Genomic DNA, 18,495 nt, shown 5'->3' on the forward strand with positions numbered 1-18,495 from the left:
GCCTTGGCGCCGTCAGCCCTTGTCGACCACCCCGGGCCCACCGGACAGATCCCCGGTGAACAGGGCTCGCAGTTCCCTCTCCTCGTCCGGGCTGGGAACCCAGCGGGTGGCGGTGAGGTTCTCGTCGAGTTGTTCGGGCACGGTGACCCCGGCGATGACACTGGTCACCGTCGGCTGGGCCAGTAGCCAGCCCAGCGCCAGCGCCGACGGTGTCACCCCGCGTTCGGCGGCGAAGGCGTCGAACCGTTCGAGTGCGTCCCATGGCGCGGTCTTCAGCAGGTAGCGCTTGAGATTGGTGATCTTCGCACCCTCGGGCGCGTCGCCGACCCGGTACTTGCCGGTGAGCAGACCGTTCTGCAGCGGGAAATACGGGATGAAGCCCAGACCGTAGTTCCGCAGGGCGGGAATCAGTTCCTCCTCCGGTTTGCGCCAGGTGAGGTTGTATTCGTCGGTAGTGGAGACGAACCGGGTGAGGCCGTTGCGCGCGGCGAGGTGTTCGGCGTCGGCGATCTGCCACGCCTTGAAGTTCGACGCCCCGATATAGCGGACCTTGCCCGACCGTACCAGGATGTCCAGCGTCGACAGCGTTTCCTCGATCGGCGTGTGCGTGTCGGGGAAATGGATCTGGTACAGATCGATGTAGTCGGTGTTCAGGCGTCGCAGCGAGTCCTCCACCGACGCCACGATGTATTTGCGCGATCCGGTCAGCGCGTAGCTCGGCCCACGGTCGGCCAGCAGTGAACGGCCGAATTTCGTTCCGATGACGACACTTTCGCGTCGGCTGCCCACCGCCTTGGCGAACAGCTCCTCGCTCAGACCGGTGCGGTCACCGTAGCCCTCGGCCAGGTCGAAGTAGGTGATGCCCAACTCGATCGCCCGGTCCACGATCGCCTGCACCTGATCGAAGTCGGCGGCCCGCATTCCGGCACGCCCGAAGGTGCTCGCACCGATGCCGAGTTCGGACAGGATCAGTCCCGATCGCCCCAGCGTGCGATACCCGGCCGGGATGCCGCCTCCCCACGCCATCAGCCGTTGTCCGTATCGAGTAGACCCTGCAGGGTGTCGGTCTCGTACTCGGTGCGGAACAGGCCGCGCCGCTGCAACTCCGGCACCACGAGGTCGACGAACAGGTCGGCCGGCCCGCGGTGGTACGGCGGGAAGAACTGCACACCGTCGAGCACCCGCTCCACGAAGTTCTCCTCCACCCAGTCGGCGATGGTGGTGGCGTCACCGACGAGAGCGGGCTGGGCGGCCTGCCGGGTGCGCTGCACATAATGGTACAACTCGCGCAGTGTCAGATCCTCGCCGATGGAGGAGAGCAGGCGACGGATCGTCTCGCGGTCGTCGCGGCCCCGAATGTGGCGCTTCTCCCGGCCCAGCGAGCCGAGGAACCCGTCGAATGCTGTGGGCGACACAGTATCCAGGTCTATCACGTCCACCACCTTCTCGCGGTCGCGCACCCGCGACAGGTCGATGCCCAGCGCGATCGAGAACTGCTCGGGGATCTCCTCGGTGATCTGGAAGTTGTTGACCTGCCGGTAGATCGACTGCGCCTCGCGCTTGGTACCCGCGAGGTAGAAGGTCGCACCAGGGATGATCTTGAACTTCTCCGGGTCGCGTCCAGCGGCCTCGACCCTGGCCTTCTGCGCGCGGTATTCCTCCTTACCGCGCTCGATCCCGAGGTACGGCGAAAACCGCACCTGAGCGAAGTCGGCGCCGTACTGCAGCGACTCCTCCGAGGTGCCCACGTGCACATTCGGGATGCGCTGCTGCACCGGCGGCGGCACATTCAGCGGCCCACGAACCTCGAAATGCTCGCCCACGTGCTCGATCCGGTGCCAGGAATCCGGCTTGATCAGGACGTTCTTCTCCCGATCGTCGAGCAGGAAGTCTTCGTCCCAGCTCTCATAGAGCAGCCGGTTGACCACCTCGGTGAACTCGCGGGCGCGGGTGTATTTGGTCTGCTCGTCCGGGATGGCGTTCTTGCCGTAATTGAGCGCGGGGTCACCCTCGCGGTCGATGCCGAACACCACATTGAGCGCGGTCCGGCCCTTGGCGAAGTTGTCCAGGGTGGCGAGCTGGCGGGCGATGGCGTACGGGTGCTCGAACGAGGAGTTCACCGACACCAGGAACCCGAGGTTCTTGGTCACCGCGGCCGCGTAGCCGGCGTAGATGAAGTTGTCCCAGCGGTAGATGCGCTGCAGGTGGTCGGGCTCGCTGCCCAGCGCGGAGCCTGCGAAGACGTAGTCGAGTTTGCCGCGTTCGGCCGCGCGGGCCACGTCGACGATGACGCTGGGGTCACGCAGGCCGGAGTTGGTGGCCTGTGGCAGCCGCCAGGCGTCGGCATCCCAGCCGGTGCCGTAGGCGGCCAGGCCGAGCCGGAGCTTTCTGTCGGTCATCGAATATCCTTGGAGGAGCTAGGAATTGGTGGCGAATCGATTGGGCGGCACCGGCAGCCCGAAGTGGCCACGGAAGGTGTCGGTGGTGTACTCGGTACGGAAGACGCCCTTGTCCTGCAGGATCGGCACGACCTCGCCGGTAAACCGCTCGAGCTGATCCCACAGGTAAGGCGAGTTGATGTTGAAGCCCTCGGCCGCGCCCCGGTCGAACCACTCGATGAGCCGGTCGGCCACGTCCTGGGCGGTGCCGATCACCTGGGGGAAGCCGCCTCCGATGGCATTGCGCAGCAGATCACCCGCGCGAACCGCGCCCTTCTCGACAGTGCGGTCGGTGCGAGCCGCGACGACCTCGAGCAGTTTCCGGCCGTAGTCGTTGAACTGCGCGGCGGTGTCGGTGGTGAGGAGCGCGTCGAGGCCGCCCGCGCGCAGGTCCACACCGATCCGCTCCGAGAGCGAACGCAGGCTGCGCACCCCACGCGGGAGCGGGAAACGCGACTGCTGGATGGCCGTCCACGCCTCGCTGGTCCAGAACTGTTCGTCCTTGTCACCGTCGACCGGGTCCTCGTCCAGCGGCAGACCGGCATTGAGGCGTTCGTAGATGTCGACCGCGTCGGCGCGGGTATCGCCGATGACCGGGGAAATGCCGGGCAGGAAGAAGATCGGAACGTCGTGGCCGTGGATGCGCCGGGCCCGAGCGCGAATATCGGTGTTGAACTCGATCGAATCCTCGATGTCGGCGGGCCCGGTGAAGTTGAGTTCGCAATGGCGCGCGGTCAATTCGCGCGACAGTTCCGAGGCGCCCGCATACAGCAGCGGGATCTGCCCCTGCGGCGGCCGGGCCATCGGCAGCGTGCCCGCGACCTGGAAGAACTCGCCCTTGTGCTCGAGCCGGTGCACCTTGGTCGGGTCCAGGTAGTGCCCGGTGCCCTTGTCCTGGAGGTAGGCGCCGTCCTCGATGCTGTCCCACAGCTGCCGGATCACCCGGATGAACTCGTCGGCGCGCGCGTAGCGGCGCTCACCACCCAGGTCGGGCAGGCTGAAGTTCTGCGCCGCCAGATCCGAGGCGCCGAGCACCACATTCCACGACAGGCGCCCCTTACTGAGGTGATCCAGCGAGGCGGTGAGCCGGGCCAGAATGTAGGGCTCGTAGTAGGTGGGGTGCGCGGTGACGACGAGTCCGAGTTTGGAGGTGGTCAGCGCCAATTGTGAAGCGAGCGTGAAGGGTTCGAGGCGGCCCGCGTTGTGGGTGGTGCCCCAGTGTTCCTGGTAGATGTCGCCGGGCAGTGTGTCGCCGAGGAAGAAGAAGTCGAACTTGGCGTCCTCGACGATCCTGGCGGCCTTGGCGGCGTAGTCGAGTTCGAAGGCGTTGGCGGTGGGCGCCTCGGGCAGGCGCCAGCCACCCCAGTGGGTGCCGTTGAGCCAGTACATATAGCCCAGGTGGAGTTGACGTTTCGCGGGGGTGCCCACGGGGATTTCCTTTCGATCGATCAGACGGAGACGGTCGCCGCACCGGGAACGGAGGCGAGCAGTTCCTTGACGTAGTCCGTCCGTGGCGCGGTGATGACCTCGACCGCGCTGCCCCGTTCGACGATGTCGCCGTGGTGCAGCACGAGAATCTCGTCGGCCATCTCGGCGATCACGCCGAGATCGTGGGAGATGAACACGTAGGTCAGCGAGAGGTCGCGTTGCAGCGCGACCAGCAGGTCCAGGATCTGACGCTGTACGGTGACATCGAGCGCGGAGACCGGCTCGTCGAGGATCACCAGTTCCGGGTCCGGCGCCAGCGCGCGGGCGATGGCGACCCGCTGACGCTGGCCGCCGGAGAGTTCGGCGGTGTAGCGGTCGGCGACATCGGCGGGCAGGCCGGTGCGCGCGAGCAGTTCGGCGACCCGGTGACGACGCTGCTCGCGGTCACCGATCTTGTGACCGCGCAACGGTTCCTCGATGATGGCGCCGACGGTGGCGCGCGGGTTCAGCGAGGCGAACGGGTCCTGGTAGACCATCTGAACCTTGCGGTAGAGCGCGGCCTGTCCGGCCCCGCGCCGATGGTGGACGACCGGCTCGCCCGCGACCTCGATGGTGCCGGAATCGGGGGCGCTGAGTCCGGCCAGCAGCCGCACCAAAGTGGTTTTGCCGGAACCGGATTCGCCGACGACGCCGAGGGTGGTGCCGCGTCGGACCTCGAAAGAGGCATCGGCGACGGCAGTGACCGGCTCCTTACCCCGGTGTGCGACAAAGGTTTTGCGCACGTGCTCGGCCCGCACAACGATCGGCGCTTTACTCACAGTGTCGCCGAGTCGTTCCTGACGTCGTGCCGCCGCGGCCGCACCGTCGAACCCGAGCGATGAGGACCGCAGCAGCGCGGTCGTATACGCGTCTCCCGGATCGGCGATGACCTCCGCTGCCCGCCCCGACCGCACCAGGCGACCGTCCTCGAGCACCGCGATCTCATCGGCCCGCTCGGCGGCGACGCCCAGGTCGTGGGTGATGAGCAGAATCGACAGACCTTCGTCGGCGACGAGCTGACTCAACAGATCGAGAATGCGCTGCTGCACGGTCACGTCGAGCGCGGTGGTCGGTTCGTCGGCCACGAGTAGACCAGGGCCGGTGGACATGGCCGCGGCGATGAGCACCCGCTGGCACATGCCACCGGACAGTTCGTGCGGGTAGGCGTGAAAGACCTTGTCCGGGTTGCGAAGTCCTACCTTGCCGAATAGATCCAGGACCTTCTCCCGGCGTTCGGCCTTGGTCGCCAGGCCGTGCGCGCGCAACGGCTCGCCGGCCTGCACGCCCACCGGCAACAGCGGATTCAGTCCGAGCAGCGCATCTTGCGGGATGTAACCGATCTCGCGGCCGCGAATGGCACGGTACTGCTTCTCGGGCAGGCCGTTGAGCTGCCTCCCGCCGAACAGCACACGCCCACCCGCGACCCGGCCGTTCTCGGCCAGCGTTCCGGTCACCGTGCGTGCGAGACTGGACTTGCCGGAACCGGATTCGCCGACCAGCGCCAGCACCCGACCCGCGCGCAGACTCAGGTTCACCCCGTCGACCACGCGGGCCGGTGTCCTGCCCGGCACATCGAAGTCGACGACGATGTCCTCGAGGGTCAGCAGAGCATCGGTGACGGACGGCTCAGGCGACGACACTGGTTCTCCCCCGGTTCAAGGATCGGCCGATCCGATAGACAGCGACGACCGAGATGGTGATGACAAGTCCGGGCAGCAGACTCAGCCACCACTGGGTGGCGATGAAGGTGCGCCCCTCCGCGACCAGCAGCCCCCACTCGGGGGTGGGCGGTGGTGCGCCGAGGCCGAGGAAACTCAGCGCGGCGACGGTGAGAATCGCCGAGCCGATCTCCATGGTCGCGGCGGCCAGAACCGAGCGCGACGAGTTCGGCACGACGTGACGAAACAGCCGGTAGGCGTACCCGTGTCCGGCGAACACCGAGGCTTCAACGTATTTCGAGCCCGATACCTTGAGCACTTCCGAGCGCATGAGCCGGGCGAATCCGGCCGTGCTGTTGATGCCGATCGCGATCGCGATATTGACCACGCCGTGTCCCAGTGCGGAGATGATGGCCAGCGACACGATCAGGCTCGGCACCGCCAGCATGACGTCCATGACGCGCATGAGCACGCTGTCGATCCGGCCGCCCACCGCGCCGGCGACGAGCCCGATCAGCGCGCCGCTGACCAAACCGATGAGCACGGCGATGACCGCGGCCTGCACCGACAGCGAGGTGCCGTGGATCAGCCGGGTGAACTGGTCGCGCCCCAGATCGTCGGTGCCGAACAGGTGATTCGCACTCGGTGCCAGCAGCAGGGCGTCCGCGTCCTGCGCCAGCGGATCGCGCGAGGTGAACACCCGGGGTGCGACCGCCGCGACCAGCATCAGCACGACCCACACGTAGGCCAGCAGCAGACTCGGTGAGCCCGCGATGTGGCGCACCCAGCGCCCGGCCGCGGCGGACCAGCCACGCCATCCGCGCGCGGCGATGCCGGGTTTCGCGACCAGACCGGGCAGGGCTTCGGCAACACTCATCAGGCGTCCAATCGGATTCGCTTGTCGATGACCGGATAGATCAGGTCGACGACGAGATTGACGGTGACGAAGATCAGCGCGCTCGCGGTGACCGCGATCAGCACGATCGGCATATCCCGGCCGTCCACCGCGTCCACGATGAGCCGCCCGACACCGAGCCGGGAGAACACCGTCTCGGTGAGCACGGTGCCGCCGACCATCACGCCGACCGTGGTGCCCAGCGCGGTCACCACGGGCAGCGCCGAAGCCCGAAGCGCGTGCCGCACCACCAGATCGAATCGGCTCAGGCCCCAGTTGCGCGCGGTTTCGATATACGGAGACGTCAGAGCCGCACGCAGGTTGACGGTGAGCAGCTGGGAGATCTGCCCGCCGCCGGCGATGGCGATCGACAGTGCCGCGATCAACAGGCCGAGGGTTGTCTTGTCGCCGAACGCCTTGATCCAGTGCAGTTGGAAGGCGAAGATCTGCACGGCGACCAGCGCCACGATGAACGGGGGCAGCGACACTGCCACCGGTGGCAGCGAGATCAGCAGTTCGCGCGCCCATTTCCAGTCGATCAGCTCGATCACCACGGAGAAGGTGACGCCGAGGATCACTGCCAGTACCAGGCCGAGCAGTGCCAGTTCCAGTGTCTTGCCGAAGGATTCGAAGAAGACCTCGGTGGCCGGGCGGCGCTGGTAGATGCTCTCGCCGAAGTCGCCGCGCAGCGCGCTGGTGAGCGCGTCGAAGTATTGCACGTACAGCGGCCGATTCAGCCCGAGCAGTTCGCGTTGCTCGGCGAGCATCTTCTCGATGTCGCCGCCGCTGGCACCCATGGTGAGGCCGCCCGCGGCGTCGCCCGGCACGATGTACAGCAGGAAGAACGCTCCTGTGAACGCGCCCCAGACCACGACGACGGCGTAGAGCAGCCGCCGCAGGGCGTACCTCACCATGACCATCGGTGTCCCTACCGCTCGAGCCAGGTGTTGTACAGGTACTGGTCGAGTCCGACGGCCTGCAGGCCGTGCACGCTGGGCTGGTAGGCCCACACGTCCACATCGTTGACCACCGGGATCACATACGCCTCGGAGACCAGCAGCTCGGCGGCGCGATCGACGATCTTCTGCCGGGCGTCCTTGTCCAGCACGGTGTTCTGTTCCTGGAGCAGCTTGTCGACCTCGGTACCGTCGGGCAGGAAGGACCGGTTCGAGCCGGTGGTCTTGCCGTAGTTCGCGCGCAGCACGTCCGGGTCCGGGGTCGAGTGGTACCAGTAGGCTATGTCGTACTCACCGGAAAGCAGCTTCTTGTTCGCCTCGGCGGCCAGCGGCGGATCGAGCACCAGGTCGACGCCGATCTTGCGCCACTGACTCTGCAGCACCTGCCAGGCGGCGGTGTCCTGCGGCGCCCGCAGCGAGAGCCGTTCACCCGCCGCATTGACGCGGATGCCGTCGGCGCCGATCGTCTTCCAGCCCGCTTCTTCCAGCAGCCCGATCGCCTTGGGCTGGTCGTACTTCAGGAAGAGGCTCACATCGGAGAAGTACGGGTTGGCCTCGCTCAGTGGGCCTTTGGCCACCTGGTCGTAGCCGTTGGAGACGATCTTGACGAACTCATCGCGGTTCAGACCCACCTGCAGCGCCTGGCGGACGCGCACGTCCTTGAGGAACTTCGAGGAGGTGTTCACCGGCAGTTCGGTGCCCGTGGCGGGGTTCAGCGTCTTGGAGATGGTCAGCCCGGCCGCCTTCAGCTGGTCGACGTACTTGCCGTTGACCCAGTAGATGAACTGCAGTTCGTCACCGCCGATCACCGCGCCGTTGCGCACCGAATCCTCGGGAATGACCTTGTAGACCACCTCGTCCAGGTGGGCGGCGCCAGTCCGCTTGAAATAGGCCGGGGCCCAGTTGTATTCGGGGCGCTTCTTCAACACGATCTGCTGGTTGGGCACGAACTTGTCGAGGTAGAACGGTCCGGAACCGTCGACCGATTTCTGCCGGTCGGCCACCGGCAGCGCGGCGGTCTTCGCCGAGACGATGCCGGCGTGCGCGCGCGAAAGGCTGGTCAGGAAGGCCGCATTGGGCTTCTCGAACTCGACGACCACCTCGTGCTCGGAGGGGACCGTGATCGTGCGGATACCCTCGACGATGGTCTTGGCACTGGAGTGGATACCGGGGCGGTTCAGGCTCTCGAGGTTCTGTTTCACCACCTCACCGGTCAGTTTGGTGCCGTCGTGGAACGTCACGTCCTGGCGCAGCTGGAAGCGGTAGACGCGGGCGTCGGTGACCTCCCACTTGGTGGCCAGCCACGGCTCGAGTTCCTTGGTGTCGGGGTTGTAGAACACCAGCGAGTCCGACAGTGCGCGCGCCACCGTGCGCCAGGTCTGATTGACCACTGCCGCGTCGACACCGTTGTTGTCGCTGGACAACCCGATATTGAGGGTGCCACCGGCTTGCGGCTCACCCGATCCGTCCCCGCCCGATGACCCCCCGCTGCACGCGGTCGCCACCAGCGACACGAGTGCCACCGCGACGGCTACCCGCCACCCTCCCCTCTTCCGCCCGACAGACAACTCCGACTCCTTCCGCACGCAGAACCCGACGAGTGACCTCCTCGACAGGTGACAGTGGCGCCCTCGCGCCACATCGACTCGGTGCCGCACTCGGCCGTACGTTCTGGCCAGAGGCGAAGCACGCAACAGCCCGGAGAGACCGGGTCGACTGGATCCCCTTCGGGCTCGGCGCAGACAGATGGTTCTGGTGCGCGAGTCACCGGAAAGCGATCGCTCTCAGAACGTAGGCGCACCGGTCAGCGGGCGAAATGGTTTGCGTCAGAGGTGTTCTAATGCCATTGGCTATCGCCGGGCATTCGTTGTCGGGTGAAGGTGGAATCCCCTTCGCTGTGAAAGGCATCAGATGACCGAGCTCTCCCCTGCCCGCCGCGTCGCGGTCGTGACCGGCGCCGCATCCGGTATCGGCCGCGCCACTGTCGAGTTGTTCGCCGAACGCGGGCACGGCGTAGTCGCGGTGGACATCTCCGAGCACGGTCTGGCCGGGTTCGGCGACAGCATCGTGACCCTGTCCGGTGATGTGACCGAGGACGCGGTGAATCAGGCGGCCGTCGACACCGCGCTGAACCGCTTCGGCCGACTCGACACCATGGTCCTCAATGCCGGGGCCGGCGGCACTCCGCCGCTGGAGTCGGCCGATGCGGTGCGCGCGGCCGACCGCATCCTCGACGTGAACGTGCTCGGTCCGATTCGCGGGCTGCGCGCGGCGATTCCGGCATTGCGCCGGTTCGGGGGCTCGGTGGTGGTGACCGCGTCGGTGGCCGGTTTGCGGGGCGATGCGGGGAACTGGGCCTACAACGCGTCCAAAGGCGCGGTGATCAATCTGGTCCGCGCGGTCGCGATCGACTATGCCGCACAAGGGGTTCGGATCAATGCCATCGCCCCCGGACTCACCCGCACCGGTATCACCGCCGGGGTGCTCCAGGACCCGGTGCTGCTCGCTTCGATCGAACGCCGGATTCCGCTCGGACGGCTCGCGGAGCCCCGAGAACAGGCGGAGGCGATCTGGTTTCTCGCCTCGCCCGCCGCGGGATACATCACCGGCACCACCCTCGTTGTCGACGGTGGGCTCGACGCCAACCTGGGCATCTTGCCGCTGCCCGGCCAGTCGTTCTGAACCAGACTGTTCCCCACGGCCTGCCGCCGCCGCGGTGTGCTGGCGCTGCGCCGAATTCGCTGCGCGCGGATACCCGTCCTCACCGGCTCGGGCGCCGGATCGCCGCCGCGCGATCAGTAGGTGTGCCCAACTCGACGTGCTCAGGAGGTTCCGCCGTGGCGGTTCCCGGAGAAGACAACAGCTCGCACAGCGGTGCTGATCTCAGTGGTGGAAGAGCCGGAGACCGGTGTGTACGAGGGCTATGCCGTGTTCGCGGCAGGCTTGCTCGACATCTGTGGAACGTATGGATCCCCCGGGCTCGGCGATGAAGGATACGCCGTGGCGGGCGGCGTGGTCGACGTTGTCGCGGAAGGGTAGGGCGCCGTCGGAGACGAACGAGAGGCCGGTGCGTTCGCGCAGCCACTCGGAGCGCTGGGCGGCGGTGAGTTCGGTTGCGGGCGTGGATAATCCGGCGGTGAGGCGTTCGGTCTCGTCGGGGGTCAGGTCGCCTTCGATGAAGCGAACCTGCCAGTTGATGCGGTCCTGGCGGGTGAGTCCGGGGGCGAAGTCGAGTGCGCGGACCACCGGATGGCGGCGCAACCACCAGGTGTCGGCCTTGGTGCCTGCCAGCCGGGTGCAGTCGACCCGCGACTGCTGGCCCGCGCCGATGCCGAGCGCCATACCGTCGTGCAGGTAGGCCACCGAATTGGACTGGGTGTAGCGCAGCACCACCAAGCCGAGCAGCAGGTCGCGCACCGCGGCCTCCGGCAGTTCCAGGTGGGCCGAGGCGAGCAGCTCCCGCGAGATGGGCACCATGTCGCGTTCCTGGGTCAGCCGCACTCCGAACACTTCGCGGGCCTCCCGCTGCGGCAGTGCCACGGAGTCGTCGGCTTCGATCACCACGAAGCGACCCTTCTTCTTCCTGCTCAGTTTCTCGACCGTGCCCGGTTCGAAACCGGGAGCGATGATCCCGTCGCAGATGACCCGCGACAACACATCGGCCAGCTCCTCGTCGACCGGGTGCGAGACGGCGGCGAAATCCCCGTAGGACGACTTCGGATCCGCGTCACGGGCACGCACATAGGCGCTGGTGAGGTCCCCGGCCGTCGCGTCGACCCCGTAGAGCTCGGTGATGACCTCGTCGAGCGGCCCGGCCACGGCCGCACCGGCTGGCGAGACGTGCTTGAACGACGCGGCCGCCGGCGCATCGAGGGCCGAGCCTGCCTCACGGACGAGTTGCCAGGCGTTCAGCGCGTCGAGCAGGTTGATGAAGGACGGCTCGCCGTTCACCAATCGCACGGGCCAACGGTCCGGCACCACCGGCGCGGACTCGGCAATTCGCTGCTGAGGGTTGAGGCCGTACCGGAGGTCCATGTTCACGACTCCTTGGCTGCGCGGATCAACCCTACGATGGCGCTACGCGTGCCCTCGACCTGGTCGGCCAGATCTCCGATCGGAGTTCGCGTTCGGCAGGCGGCTAGCCGAGAGAGGGCGGGGTTTCGAGCGTCGGTCATTTGCTCACCGGCAGGAAGCGGGTGTCGATCAGCGTCGCATAGTCCGGCAGCGGGGTACCGGCCTTGATCTTGCCTTGGCCCTCGGCCCATCGCCCCAGCTCGTCGAACTTGCCCGGCAGCGCAGGCGGCAATTGCAGCGTGAAGTCGAATTGCGGAAGCACAGTACGCAGCAGGTCGGGACGCAGCTGTGTGGCCGCCGAGAGCGCCTCGACAGCGGGATCGGTGAGGGTCTTCAGCTGCTCGCTCGCGTCGGACAGCGCCGCGAAGAACGAGGTTACGGCGTCGGCCTTACGGGTGAGGGCGTCGTGGGTGGCCAGGTAGAGGCTGTGCTGGTTGTAGCCGCCGCCGGACAGTTCAACCGCGTCGGCGCCGAGCGCGGAAATGACCTGTGCCTGATAGGGCTGGAAGATCGACACCGCATCGACATCGCGCTGGGTGGCAGCGGTGACCATCGCCGAGGGTGCCACCTGGACCAGGTTCGCCTCGATGTTGTTGTTCGCCAGGGTATTCGCGGCGAAGTAGGCCGCACTGGTACCCAGTGGTGTGCCGATGGATTTGCCCGCCAGGTCCGCCACGTCGTTGATCCCGGCGCTGCGTCGGGCGACGATGCGCGAGCCCTGCCAGCGTGAGCCGTCACCGACGATGCGCAGCGACGGCGACCGGGTGAGTACGGCGGAGGTGGGCACGTCGGCGGCGGTAGCGATGTCGACCTGTCCGGCGGCGACCGCCTGCAATGCTTCGACCCCGGAGGAAAAGTTGATGACTTTTACCTTGACATTGCGCTTGCCGAACAACCCCAGCCGATCGGCGACGGGTATCTGGGCCCAGGACGGGTCGACGACGAATCCGACGGTGAGCGTGGCGGGATCGGTGCTGCCTGCGTCGCCGCAGGCGGTAACGCCCGAGAGGGCGAGAGCGGCCAAGGCCGCGGCAACGGTGCGTCGGAGAGAATTCTTCACAGTGGGTCCTAGCTCGAAAAGGTGGGTCAGGCGCGGGCGTGGTCGATGCCGAGCTCGTGGTGCAGGAGCTTGCGGATGTGGCTGTAGCCGGGCTGTTCGGCCAGTGCGTCCGAAGGACGCGGCCGGGTCAAGGGATTGGCGATGTGGTCGACGATGTGGCCGTCGCGCAGAACGCTGACGGTGTCGGACAGCCGGATCGCTTCGTCGATGTCGTGGGTGACGAACACGACGGTGCGGTGGTATCTGGTCCACAGGTCGATGAGCAGGTCCTGCATTTTCAGGCGGGTCAGCGCGTCCAGTGCCGCGAAGGGTTCGTCCATCAGCATCACCGTGGGCTCGCCGGCGAGCATGCGCGCGATGCTCACACGCTGCCGCATGCCCCCGGACAGTTCGCTGGGACGTCGTGCGCCGACACTCTCTGGCAGCTCGACGACCTCGAGAAGTTCAACGACGCGCGCCGGTCGTGCCCTGGCTCGAATGCCTCGAGCCCGCAGGGTGAACTCGATGTTGTCGGCCACCGACATCCACGGAAACAGCACGTCCCGCTGAAAGGCCATGCCGCGGCGCGGATCCGGTGCCAGCACCGGGGTGTCGTTGTCGGTCACCGTCCCGATGGTGGGTGTGATGAGACCGGCGAGGCAGTGCAGCAGGGTCGACTTGCCGCTGCCGGAAGCGCCGACCAGCACGGTGAACGAGCCGTCGGGGATCGACATGCTGATCCCGTTGAGCGTCGGGGCAGGCTGTCCGGGGTAGTGAACGACCAGGTCGTGGGTGTGTATCGCCATCTCAGTGCTCCTTGTGCGACCAGGTCGTCAGCGGCGCGGTCAGCGAGGCGATCGCCAGGTCGCAGACGGCGCCGATGATGCCGAGAACGATCAGGCACGCGATCACCCGGTCGGCTTGGGAGAACATCTGCGACTGGTAGATGCGGTAGCCGATTCCCTCAGTCGTTCCGGTCATTTCGGCGACGACGATGAGGACGAACGACATCGCGGCACCGACCCGCAGTCCGGAAACGATGTCGGGTGCCGCTTCGGGCAGCACGATCCCGAGCAGCGTCTGTCGCCGCCCGGCGCCCAGGCAGCGCGCGGCTTGCAGGTAGTCCTGCGGGGTACCCGACAAGCCGGTGTGGCTGTTGATCCAGACCGGCACGAAAACGCCGAGCGCGATAACCAGCGCCTTGCTGTCCTCGCCGAGCCCGAACCACAGGATCGCCAAGGGGACCAGGCCGATCGTGGGGATGGGAGAGAGTAGCCGCAAGACCGGTTGCAGCAGTTTGCGTCCGGTCGCGGTGTTCGCGGTCACCACCGCGGCGGCGATGCCCGCCAGCGCACCGATCACGAATCCCGTTGCGGCACGGCGCAAGCTGGCGAGAATGTCGGCGGCCAACAGGCCCTCGACCCCCATGCTGTACCCGGCTCGCCCGATCTCGGGCAGGGCCGGAAACAGCTCGTCGGGGAACTGCCCGCTCGCCGCGACCAGCGACCACACCAGGGCGGCCAGGCCGAGCCCGGCGACGGTCCACGCCAGTGCCTTCGCGCGGGCGATCCACGCCGACGTGCCGGTGAGGTGTGGGCGCAGCGCGTTGCGTTTCGAGGTTGCCGGTGGTTCAGGTGCTGTCTTGGTTCCCACGCTGGTTGTCACCTCGTCGTCCTTCCTTCCGTTCTCGGGCGCGGACCGGTCAGCGGTGTGCCGATGCCGAGGTGGGGTCAGGAACCCATTCGAAGGGAACCGACTGGGCCCGGTATACCAATGGGGTCACGGTGAGCCGGTCGACGCCGGGCACGCGCGGTGCGCGAACCTCGGGCTCACCGGCGACGCCATAGCCCTCGTAGGGGCTGTGGTACTCCCACACCACCGCTCCGTCGGGGGTGACCTGGAACAATCGGCCCCGCATTCCCTCGGTGATGAGGGTGTTGCCGTTGGGCAGGCGCTGCGCGTTGCTGACGAAGGAACTGAAGAACGTCCACGACGGCCGCTCGGAGTCCTCGGCGGTGTACTGCCAAACGATCTGTTTGGTGGTCGGATCGATCTCGAGTACCCGCGACCCCGCGTAGATACCCAGCGGCGCAGGCGGATAGCCGGCGCCACCCTGATTGTCGAAGACCAGGACGTTGCCCGCCCCCGGCAGGCCGGGCGCGATCATGTGCGGATTGTGCTGGCCCGAGATCTGGTCGACCGGACGTGGCACTTTGTGGACATTGATGCGCTGATGCTGGGCGCCCGGGATGGCGTCGAAATACGGGCCGAGCTTCCAGGCGATCGCGCCGGATGCCTTGTCGATCAGGGCGACGATATTGGCTTTGCGGAAGCTGACGATGATGTTGTCGGGCTGGAAGACCGTGTCGGGGTCCTGGGTGTGCCAGGTGTTGGGGCCCAGCGATTTAGCGCTGTTCATTTCCAGGTAGCCCCACGGGTCTTCGGGGTCACGGGCCGCGGTGGCACGCAGGGCCTGCCACCCGAGTTCGGTGAAGCCGAACTCGTGCAGGTGGTCACCGGCAAGCCACTGCCACACGATCGCGCCGCCGGGGTCGACTTCGAACAGTCCTTGATCACCGACGATCGCTGTGCCGAGATCGGGCACCACTCGGGGCACGGTGACCAGCAACAGCCGATTTCCGTTGGGCAGCAGTTCCCAGTCATGGTTCTGACGTGCGGCGCGGCCGGGCGCCTGGCGCCCCCATTCCCACACGGTGTCTCCGGCCCAATCGATCTGGCCGACAGTCCCGTTGGCGTAGATACCGCCACGGCCGTCGCCGCTCTCGCTGAGCTGGACTCCGATGTCACCGATGCGGCCACCGTTGAGCGCGGGGTCGATGATCCGGGGCGGGACCCCCGCGAACGGCCACTCCCGAACGACGGTGCCCGCGAGGTCGATCAGGCGGGTGATCGAGTCTGCCCCGGTGAACAGGATGTAGCTGTCGTAGGCGTTGTCGGGTTCGTGATGGGTGACTCCGCTGAGTCGTGCGTAGGACATGTCTCTACTTCACCTGTCGTATGTTGCGGCGCTAGGTCACGCTTGTAACGTGTCTAATCGATTAGCGTAATCAGGATCAGGCCGCCGGATAGGGTAGGAATCCGCATGAACAAAACCCGAACGGCCTCAGGCGGGGACTGCGATACTGGAGCGAATGTGACCACCAAACGGCCCACCCTCGCCGACGTCGCGACGCTGGCCGGCGTCTCGACCGCCGCAGTGAGCTACGTCCTCAACGACGGGCCGCGGCCGGTGTCGGACGCCTTGCGCGCCAAGGTTCTCGCCGCCGCCGACGAGCTGCACTATCGTCCCGACCGCAACGCCAGAGCGCTGCGACGACCGCGCAAGTGGCGTCAACTCGGCCTGCTGGTTCCCGATCTCACACTGCCGCTGTATGCCGCGCTGGCCGGTCGACTCGAGATCGAGGCGCGCGCCCGTGATCACCTGACCATGATCGGCAACACCGGCTACGACCCCGAGCGCGAACTCGAGTTCACCGCAGCATTCACCGACGTCGGCATCGACGGACTGATCGTGGTCGGCGCGGTCAACACCCCCGAAATCAGCAAGTCCTGCCGCCGCGCCCGCGTGCCCGTCGCATGGGTACACAGCCGACGAGGACCAGTCGACACCCCGGCACCACTGGTCTGCGCCGACCACGTCGCGGCAGGCAGGCTGGCCGCCGCACACCTCGTCGAGGTCCACCACTGCCGTGACATCGCCTTCGTCGGCGGATTCACCGCCGACGACGTCGAATACGGTGACCGGGAAACCGTCGCGTTGCGCCACGAAGGCTTCGTCTCGATCACCGGCTCGAGCACCCTGATCCACACAGACCTGACCCCCCAGGGCGCCTACCGGGCAGTCAGCGCCCGTCTCAATTCAGGCGCCGCTCCCCCGCACGGCCTGGTGGTCGGCACGAACGGACAGGCTGCCGCAACCATGCGCGCGGTCACCGATGCGGGCCTACGGGTACCCGGCGACATCCGCATCGTCGGATTCGACGCCGGTACGAATCAGAACTTCGGACAGATCACCCTCACCTCGTCGCAACAACCCATCGAGATCATCGCCCGACACGCGATCGCCGACGTTCTCGATCGCGCGACCACAGATGACTCCGTGGAACGCACCCCGATGCCCGTCACCCTCGATCGGGGCGAGTCCTGCGGGTGCCGACCCGGCACCGATCCCAGCGCACCCGACCCACTACGCATGATCCCCAGACTATGAGCACCTCGGTGCCACGGCCTGCGGCACATCGGACCAGCAATCGCAGGCACCCACTGCCGGGGACCGGCATGTCGTGGTCCCCGCCTTGGCCGGTTCGATGAAACTCGTCAAATCCAAAGAACAGATACTCGCCGACTCCAAGATGGGCTCGGCCGAGCCCTTCTCGGAAGATCTGATCAAGTTCATCGGCGCGGCGAGGCTGATCGCTCCCTGTTCTCGCGTCGGCCTTACGGCTCCTTGGCCGTGACTCGCTCAGGTTCGGCGACCGATTCGTCACTGACGTCAGTGGGGCGAGTGGGATCGAACCGGTACCGGTAGGTAATCGGGAGAATGATCATGATCAAGATCGCCGCGAAGACAACCACGGTGCCGCCACCCGACACCGCGATCGTGGTGCCCACCAACGCGGCGGTGATGCCGTGAGAAAAATCGCCGAGACGTTGACCACCCGCGACCGCGACAGTGAACAACCCCTGGAGTCGGCCACGAACGTCGTCGGTGGCGATCTGCTGAATCATGGTGGAGCGGAAGATCACCGAGATCAGATCGCCGACTCCGGCGATCGCCAAGAAGAAGATCGCGAGAATGAGCCCGCCGCTGCCGAGCAAAGCGCTCAGACCGAATCCGGCGATGCCCAGACCCCAGATGACGACACCGACGACCACCGCGACACCGTGTCGGCGCACCCTCGGTACCCACCCGGAGAAGACGCCACCGAGCACCGATCCGATCGCCATCGCCGCGAACAACACGCCGACGATCAACTCACCGTCGGCCGCACCCGCGGCGAAACTCTTCTCGGTCATCTCCGGGAACAGCGCACGCGGCAGACCAGCGACCATCGCCACCAGGTCGATCACGAACATCGCCATGATCAGGCGATGCGACGAGACGTATACCAGCCCGAACCAGATCTCTCGCACGCCGGACCGGGTCACGTTACCGCTGGGTGGCAACGCGGGCAGACGGTAAGCGGCCCACACCGCGACCAGCATCGCGGCCGAATCCAAGAGGTACGCCATCGCCGACCCGCCGAAGGCGATGATCACCCCGGCAAGCACGCTTCCGAAGATTCCGCCGATCTGAATGGCCGTCATCTCGAGTGTATTGGCGGCCGCGATGTGCTGCGCGGGCAGGATACGCGGGAAGATCGCATTGCGGGTCGACTGGTTGATCGCAATGCATCCCTGCTGTAGCACAAGAATTGCATAAAGCAACCAGATATTGTTCAGATCCAGAAACGCCTGAGTAAACAGCAGACTGGTGGCGAGAACCATTCCGTAAGAACTGCCCAACAGCAGTTTGCGCCGGTCGACTACATCGGCCAACGCTCCACCCCATAATCCGAAGATAATCAGGGGTGCCAGCGTAAATACGCCGACAAGGCCCACGTAGGCCGACGATCCCGTAATCGCGTACACCTGCAGGGGCACCGCGATCACTGTCAGCTGCGCGCCAGAGATCGACACGACACCGCTGAGCCACAGACGCCGGAACGCCGGATAGGCCAACGGCCTGCGGTCGATCAGCACGCCCCCGCCGCCCTTGGACGACTCCGATCCATCACCGGGTTCCACAGTTACCACACGTTCCTTCCACGCCTGCTTACCGCTTTTCCGGATACCGACCGGTGCCCGACAACCCGAATTATTCGACAAACCCCCATTTCAAGGCATGTTTCTCGAGTCTGGTGCCCAAGAGTGACGATCCGCACCGACCGCCCCCGTCGAACGCACT

General features: G+C 66.5%; 15 protein-coding genes. 2 read left to right on the forward strand and 13 right to left on the reverse strand.

Translation table 11 applies throughout. The features are described 5' to 3' along the window. Positions 1 to 12: 12 nt before the first annotated feature. The 7 genes from ACFWFP_RS12770 to ACFWFP_RS12800 are packed head-to-tail and all read right to left on the reverse strand — an operon-like array spanning position 13 to position 8,982. Positions 13 to 1,026 (reverse strand): aldo/keto reductase, encoded by a 1,014-nt coding sequence (locus ACFWFP_RS12770; protein WP_379294893.1) that lies wholly within the window; start codon positions 1,024 to 1,026, stop codon positions 13 to 15. Beyond that, on the reverse strand, positions 1,026 to 2,399 hold the full coding sequence (locus ACFWFP_RS12775; RefSeq protein ID WP_379294894.1) for an NtaA/DmoA family FMN-dependent monooxygenase: 1,374 nt from the start codon (positions 2,397 to 2,399) through the stop codon (positions 1,026 to 1,028). Before ACFWFP_RS12775 ends, ACFWFP_RS12770 begins: the two co-directional genes overlap by 1 nt. Before the next feature lie 18 nt (positions 2,400 to 2,417). Further along, positions 2,418 to 3,866, reverse strand: a complete 1,449-nt coding sequence (locus tag ACFWFP_RS12780; protein WP_379294895.1) for an NtaA/DmoA family FMN-dependent monooxygenase — start codon at positions 3,864 to 3,866, stop codon at positions 2,418 to 2,420. Positions 3,867 to 3,886: 20 nt separating this feature from the next. After that, on the reverse strand, positions 3,887 to 5,545 hold the full coding sequence (locus ACFWFP_RS12785) for a dipeptide ABC transporter ATP-binding protein (RefSeq protein WP_379294896.1): 1,659 nt from the start codon (positions 5,543 to 5,545) through the stop codon (positions 3,887 to 3,889). Then, positions 5,532 to 6,440, reverse strand: coding sequence for an ABC transporter permease (locus ACFWFP_RS12790; protein WP_379294897.1), 909 nt, complete (start codon positions 6,438 to 6,440; stop codon positions 5,532 to 5,534). Before ACFWFP_RS12790 ends, ACFWFP_RS12785 begins: the two co-directional genes overlap by 14 nt. Continuing rightward, positions 6,440 to 7,372 (reverse strand): ABC transporter permease, encoded by a 933-nt coding sequence (locus ACFWFP_RS12795; RefSeq protein WP_379294898.1) that lies wholly within the window; start codon positions 7,370 to 7,372, stop codon positions 6,440 to 6,442. The genes ACFWFP_RS12790 and ACFWFP_RS12795 overlap by 1 nt, the downstream gene beginning before the upstream one ends. Positions 7,373 to 7,386: 14 nt before the next feature. Beyond that, entirely contained in the window at positions 7,387 to 8,982 is a 1,596-nt protein-coding gene (locus ACFWFP_RS12800) for an ABC transporter substrate-binding protein (RefSeq protein WP_379294899.1), read from the reverse strand. A 343-nt stretch (positions 8,983 to 9,325) separates the two neighbouring features. Between ACFWFP_RS12800 and ACFWFP_RS12805 the strand changes: the two genes are divergently transcribed. Continuing rightward, positions 9,326 to 10,096: an SDR family NAD(P)-dependent oxidoreductase gene (locus ACFWFP_RS12805; protein WP_379294900.1), complete on the forward strand. Its 771-nt coding sequence runs from the start codon at positions 9,326 to 9,328 to the stop codon at positions 10,094 to 10,096. Between the two features lie 201 nt (positions 10,097 to 10,297). Here the strand turns inward: ACFWFP_RS12805 and ACFWFP_RS12810 are convergent, their stop codons facing one another. The 5 genes from ACFWFP_RS12810 to ACFWFP_RS12830 all read right to left on the reverse strand — a co-directional run bounded on the left by ACFWFP_RS12810 (position 10,298) and on the right by ACFWFP_RS12830 (position 15,525). Next, positions 10,298 to 11,449, reverse strand: a complete 1,152-nt coding sequence (locus tag ACFWFP_RS12810) for a phosphoribosylaminoimidazolecarboxamide formyltransferase (RefSeq protein ID WP_379294901.1) — start codon at positions 11,447 to 11,449, stop codon at positions 10,298 to 10,300. 136 nt (positions 11,450 to 11,585) lie between these two features. Further along, the gene (locus tag ACFWFP_RS12815) at positions 11,586 to 12,548 is read right to left on the reverse strand and encodes an ABC transporter substrate-binding protein (protein ID WP_379294902.1); all 963 of its coding nucleotides are present in this window, start codon (positions 12,546 to 12,548) and stop codon (positions 11,586 to 11,588) included. A gap of 26 nt (positions 12,549 to 12,574) precedes the next feature. Beyond that, a complete protein-coding gene (locus tag ACFWFP_RS12820) occupies positions 12,575 to 13,333 on the reverse strand; it encodes an ABC transporter ATP-binding protein (protein ID WP_379294903.1) in 759 nt (252 codons plus the stop codon). A gap of 1 nt (position 13,334) precedes the next feature. After that, complete coding sequence (locus tag ACFWFP_RS12825; RefSeq protein WP_379294904.1) at positions 13,335 to 14,192, reverse strand: ABC transporter permease; 858 nt, start codon at positions 14,190 to 14,192, stop codon at positions 13,335 to 13,337. Between the two features lie 37 nt (positions 14,193 to 14,229). Further along, a complete protein-coding gene (locus tag ACFWFP_RS12830) occupies positions 14,230 to 15,525 on the reverse strand; it encodes an aryl-sulfate sulfotransferase (RefSeq protein ID WP_379294905.1) in 1,296 nt (431 codons plus the stop codon). A gap of 156 nt (positions 15,526 to 15,681) precedes the next feature. On the opposite strand from ACFWFP_RS12830, the gene ACFWFP_RS12835 reads away from it, so the two are divergent. Next, entirely contained in the window at positions 15,682 to 16,758 is a 1,077-nt protein-coding gene (locus tag ACFWFP_RS12835) for a LacI family DNA-binding transcriptional regulator (protein ID WP_379294906.1), read from the forward strand. 227 nt (positions 16,759 to 16,985) lie between these two features. On the opposite strand, the gene ACFWFP_RS12840 is transcribed toward ACFWFP_RS12835, so the two are convergent. Next, a complete protein-coding gene (locus ACFWFP_RS12840; RefSeq protein ID WP_379294907.1) occupies positions 16,986 to 18,335 on the reverse strand; it encodes an MFS transporter in 1,350 nt (449 codons plus the stop codon). Positions 18,336 to 18,495 lie beyond the last annotated feature (160 nt).

It is taken from the genome of Nocardia sp. NPDC060249 (assembly GCF_042728755.1).
Taxonomy (GTDB): domain Bacteria; phylum Actinomycetota; class Actinomycetes; order Mycobacteriales; family Mycobacteriaceae; genus Nocardia.

What these genes read in the sequence shown, in the direction of transcription:
- ACFWFP_RS12770 (WP_379294893.1), bottom strand. Translation starts at nt 1,026, where the DNA reads ATGGCGTGGGGAGGCGGCATCCCGGCCGGGTATCGCACGCTGGGGCGA.
- ACFWFP_RS12795 (WP_379294898.1), bottom strand. Translation starts at nt 7,372, where the DNA reads ATGGTGAGGTACGCCCTGCGGCGGCTGCTCTACGCCGTCGTCGTGGTC.
- ACFWFP_RS12820 (WP_379294903.1), bottom strand. Translation starts at nt 13,333, where the DNA reads ATGGCGATACACACCCACGACCTGGTCGTTCACTACCCCGGACAGCCT.
- ACFWFP_RS12810 (WP_379294901.1), bottom strand. Translation starts at nt 11,449, where the DNA reads ATGGACCTCCGGTACGGCCTCAACCCTCAGCAGCGAATTGCCGAGTCC.
- ACFWFP_RS12775 (WP_379294894.1), bottom strand. Translation starts at nt 2,399, where the DNA reads ATGACCGACAGAAAGCTCCGGCTCGGCCTGGCCGCCTACGGCACCGGC.
- ACFWFP_RS12790 (WP_379294897.1), bottom strand. Translation starts at nt 6,440, where the DNA reads ATGAGTGTTGCCGAAGCCCTGCCCGGTCTGGTCGCGAAACCCGGCATC.
- ACFWFP_RS12830 (WP_379294905.1), bottom strand. Translation starts at nt 15,525, where the DNA reads ATGTCCTACGCACGACTCAGCGGAGTCACCCATCACGAACCCGACAAC.
- ACFWFP_RS12805 (WP_379294900.1), top strand. Translation starts at nt 9,326, where the DNA reads ATGACCGAGCTCTCCCCTGCCCGCCGCGTCGCGGTCGTGACCGGCGCC.